The sequence below is a fragment of the Cytophaga sp. genome (assembly GCF_051961495.1).
Taxonomy (GTDB): domain Bacteria; phylum Bacteroidota; class Bacteroidia; order Cytophagales; family Cytophagaceae; genus Cytophaga.
The window spans coordinates 1-4,571 of the sequence record NZ_JBQCDF010000124.1 but is presented as its reverse complement, the minus strand read 5'-3'; the positions used below and the strand labels follow the sequence as shown (position 1 = coordinate 4,571).

Below are 4,571 nucleotides of genomic sequence, written 5' to 3'. Positions count from 1 at the left end.
CTGATATTCAATGAACGTCTCGCTCAAACGTTAGCCTATTGAAAAACTATAGCCGAAGTTAAGCACAAAAGCTAAATTACTCACGCTGGAACTATTGATGATAACGAATTATAGATAAAGGCTTGCACCTCGCCCCTGCTATTGCAAATACTTGTGTTGTATGCATGCCCATTTTAGGGCTTATTTATTTGGTTCAATAATTTAAGTACAATTGTTCCCAAAAGCTCTACGTCGTTTGCTGTAACGATGATTCTGTCTCCTTCTTTGTAATTTTTGTCCCCAGAATTTTGCAAATATTTTAAATCTACAATTCCTCCTTTATGTTCAAGCAAGTGTCTACGTAAGGTGAAAATTGATAAAGAATCGAGTTCATTTTTTGATAACCAAGTGTTGTAATTTTCATTTTTTACCAACATCCAGAGCTCGTTACTTTTTTCGATATTTTGAAAAGCATTAAAAGGGGCTTTTGCGTTTGAAATAGAATTGTATTTATGTTCACTAAAAAATTGTAAAGTGCTTATGCAATCTGAAATTGAACTTTCAATAATTGATCTAGTAATGATTGCCGCCTCGTCTTTAGATAATTTACTTTCTAAAGATTTTTGAATAATAGAAATTTTATTGGCTTTCAAAATTATCTTTTCTATCGATTCTTGTGCAGTCCTTTCAATTGAATTGTAACCACAACAAGGGCAAAAATATGCAGCTCCGATTACGGCATAGTGGACGTTGCATTTTTCACATTGAATTTTCAATTCAAATTCTTCTCTAGATTCTATTGAAATTATATTAAGGGAAATTGAATATCCATGATTCCAAAAATCAGTCACTGACCTTCTTATGTTATTAACCACAGCTGTTCTTTGATCTTCTGGAAGATATTCTTTGGCTGGAGAATTATTTCTGCAAAAAGGACAAAACACCTCTTCATCTCTAAATGTATTTTTCCAATCTGCACTGCTAACTTTAAATATAGATTTACATTCAGTTTTGGGACATTGTCGGTCAATCATCCCATTTTTGTCTGGAATAATGGGGATATTTATATTTGATAAACTTTCGATTTCATTTTTAAACCGCTCTAATTTATTTATCATATCTTGAATCGTTCCCATGACTAAACCGGTTTTTAAACATTCTGACTAACGTTTCACAAGCCGTTGAGTTGCAGCCCTAATTCATCAGTCTTTATATCAAACTTATGAATTAGTTTTTTCATTTCCTGCACTTTTCTTTTTCTCTTTTGATCCAGGAACTCATAGCCGTGTTCATTATTATAAGGCTGTTTTTTCACGATCATGTTCCATATAATAATTGCCAGCTTTCTGGCGGTGGCACTTATGGCCGATACTCTTCCTTTTCTATAATTAATGCGACAAAAGAAATTAGATAATGGGGTGTCTTTTAAATTGCCTATCACATTGGCAGCATTGCGTAAGGCAATCTTAAGCCGGCTGCTCCCTTTAGGGATTTTATGGCTCAATACTTTGCCACCGCTTATTTTATTATTGGGCGCCAGTCTTAACCAGCTTGCAAATTGTTTGGCTGTTGCAAATTTCTTTATCCCTTCCAGCCCGACTTCACTCATGATGCTTAATACCGTAGAATAACTTACTCCCTCTATAGCCAATAAGTCTATCCCTTCAAAGTATTGATAAGCCATCAGATTTAAATCCATGTTTTTGGGTGTGTTTTTATTGATGCGCTTATGCACTTTCTTATCCAGAAAATGTTCTCGTTTATTCTCAGAATTATTTATTTGGTTACTCAATAATTTTTCTATTTCAATATCACACTCTTTTATTGACGATTGGAGGTACTGATACATCTTGTATTCGTGTTTCAATGCAAAAAAATAATCAGTTCTTCCATTGATCTGAAGGGCTTTGGCAATTTCTTCTTCACTCTTTTTGCAATTACCATTTCTCAATGACGCCAGTTTTGCAGCATCTGTTTCTCCTGTACATATCGCTTCAATAATTGACAATCCGGTTAATCCGGTAATATCTTTTACTACCACATCAAGACGCAGATTTAGCAACCTTAAATATTTTTGCATCTTGCGCGTTGTATCAGCGGCCTGGTCCAATAGATTAGCCCGATGGCGGCAATAAGTTCTTAATTGTTCTGTAGCTTCATCGGGTAAAAAGCTTCCGGTTAATAGGCCAATGGTATGAAGCTTTTGTATCCATTGGCAATCCTGGACATCCGTTTTTCTGCCCTTGATGTTTTTGGTAAACTTTCCATTGCATAGAATTACCTTAAAGTCTGCATTCTGCAAAACAGCAAAAAGGCTTTGCCAATAAGTACCCGTACTTTCCATGGCTACAGTGGTTACTTCATTTAATAGAAGCCATTGAACAAGAGAGTTTAAATCTTCATTATAAACACCGAACTCTTTTACATCATCGCTACCTTGCCCCACAGCTACAAAATGAGAACGGCTGCCTACATCAATTCCGGCAGCATTTGGATTAATGATTTCCATTACAATCTTTTTCTTCATTGCATTTTTTTTAAGATGATAAAAAAGCTCTAAGGGAATGTATCTTTGACATGCAATTATTCTGACCGGGGTTCCCATAAAACCGGGACCACCACTGAATTCATCTCAAAGCCTTTTTGTTGTAGCAGAAAGGCTTTTTACATTCCAACCAGGATTGCACCCGTGCTATTACGCAACAGTTTAAAATCGGCCTTACATTAGAGCCTTACAATAATAAGAAGACCGATGATCATAGAGTGCTAAACGTTAGCGTCGGAATTCATTTCGGTGGGAAAAAGAGGGATTGCCGCTAACGTCCACGCATTGGCGATGGCGGGATATTCAAAACTCGTCACGCCCGGAACGTCAGCCGAATAAAGAACTAAAAGTACAGAATATGAACAAAGTCCACCAGAGTATTTTCAGCCGGACAGAAGCCAGTAAACGAACAAAAAGCTGAGATTTTTATTCTTCAGCCCCGCTATTGCCAATGCGCTTGTAAGGTGCTGGCCATGAAGTTTGAATTAAAGTTGATTATATAATATCGCTCGGCTGTATTTGCTTTTTGTCAGGGCGAAGCAAATATTAAATTTGATAAAAAATGGAAAATTTAAAACGAAGAGTTAACCGGTCTTATGCGATAGCCATTGGATCATTGATATTATCAGTGTTATCGCTGCTATTAATGCTGATACGATTGCTATTATTTCGCTTCTGACGGATCTTTTCTTAGTGGAAGCATAATCTGAAAGTCTGTTGGTAAGGTCATCAACTTCACCACGAAGTTTTTGCATCTCTAAATTTTCTCGTTCTTCAAGTTTAGTTCTTTGTATTAATTCTTGTTTTTGAAGTTGTTGAATATAGTTAGAATAGGAACGGTACTTGTCTAAAAGTAATAGTCCATCTGGATTAAGTTGAAAAGTCGGTTCCATTTTCGATTCCTGGACATAAACAAGCTTGGTACTTTTAAGATTGGCATTGAAAACATTTTTCTTTTCGTTTGGGATAAAAAGAAGTCCATAATCTAACCAAACAGGACTACTTGATTTTTGCAGTATTTTAAAAACAACATCACGTCTTTCTATGTCAGAAGAGTTTTCATTCAGTCCATCATAGTCGTGGTTTTCTGGAACAACATTTAATAAACCCATGTCAAGTAGTTTTTAAATTAAAATTTTGTCTTCGCGAATGGTCAGCAAAAAAAACAAATATAGTCTTGGTGTCTGCTGAATAAAGAGTTAGCCGGCTTGCACCTTACGTCCACGCATTGGCGATGGCTGGGCAATTTATAACTTTCTGCCGGAACGTCTGCCAATAATTGAACAAAAGTTGACATTTTTATTCTGTTGCTCAATAGCGTATTTTCAGCCCGGAACTACTGCCCAATAGCGAACAAAAAGCTGATGAAATGCACGTCACGCCCAGCTATTGCCAATGCGAATGTTAGCAGCATACCCAATTTATACTTTTTCAATTTGTATTATAGTAATCTGACCGTCCGACATTTCTTTTTCGCTCCATTCCTTTGCCAAATATGTCTGTCTGTATAACCCGGCTTGTTCATAAGTATCAAATAAGCAAAATTTGTTTAGTTGTTTAGTTGTTGTTTTATGTCCTCCATATCGTCAAAGTCGGGTGGATGCCACATCGGTTTAATTGCAACATCTGCTATTGCCGAGAAAAAATCTCCACCAATATAACCAATGTCAAACCCAAAGGTTTTGTCTGAAACTGTCTCTTTATTTTCGGATATTTCTAATATTTCATAGTCCTGCCTGTTCTCTAATAGACCAAAAACTTCTTGCATTTCTCGCAACGAATAAAAGGGTAAATCGTCAAGTGTGTCTTTAGGTGTATTTGCTTCTTCATACTTTGCAAATAGTTTTCTTGCTTCTATATTGTCAACGTTTTCGATATTGCTGTCTGGCCATGAGAATAGAACGTCTTTGTCAATATAAAACGGATTTCCATCAAAATGCTCTCTACCTGACCCTCTATAATTTTTAGGGTTGATGAAAGAAAACTGTTGTCTTAATTTTTCATATTCGCTCTTGTTTTTTTGAAAATGGTCAAGAGCCTCAAATCT

Annotated in this window: 4 protein-coding genes; all 4 read right to left on the bottom strand. The window is 36.1% G+C overall.

Features of this window, described 5'->3' with window-relative positions; all coding sequences use genetic code 11:
* Positions 1 to 173 precede the first annotated feature (173 nt).
* Positions 174 to 1,115, bottom strand: coding sequence for a hypothetical protein (locus tag ACTHJT_RS06060; protein ID WP_440237105.1), 942 nt, complete (start codon positions 1,113 to 1,115; stop codon positions 174 to 176).
* 35 nt (positions 1,116 to 1,150) lie between these two features.
* Positions 1,151 to 2,506 carry an IS110 family transposase gene (locus tag ACTHJT_RS06055; protein WP_440237104.1) on the bottom strand — a complete coding sequence of 452 codons (1,356 nt, stop codon included), beginning with the start codon at positions 2,504 to 2,506 and terminating at the stop codon, positions 1,151 to 1,153.
* A 602-nt stretch (positions 2,507 to 3,108) separates the two neighbouring features.
* Positions 3,109 to 3,636: a hypothetical protein gene (locus ACTHJT_RS06050; protein ID WP_440237103.1), complete on the bottom strand. Its 528-nt coding sequence runs from the start codon at positions 3,634 to 3,636 to the stop codon at positions 3,109 to 3,111.
* A 437-nt stretch (positions 3,637 to 4,073) separates the two neighbouring features.
* Positions 4,074 to 4,571: hypothetical protein (locus ACTHJT_RS06045; RefSeq protein WP_440237102.1), on the bottom strand; the 498-nt coding region annotated here is incomplete at its 5' end.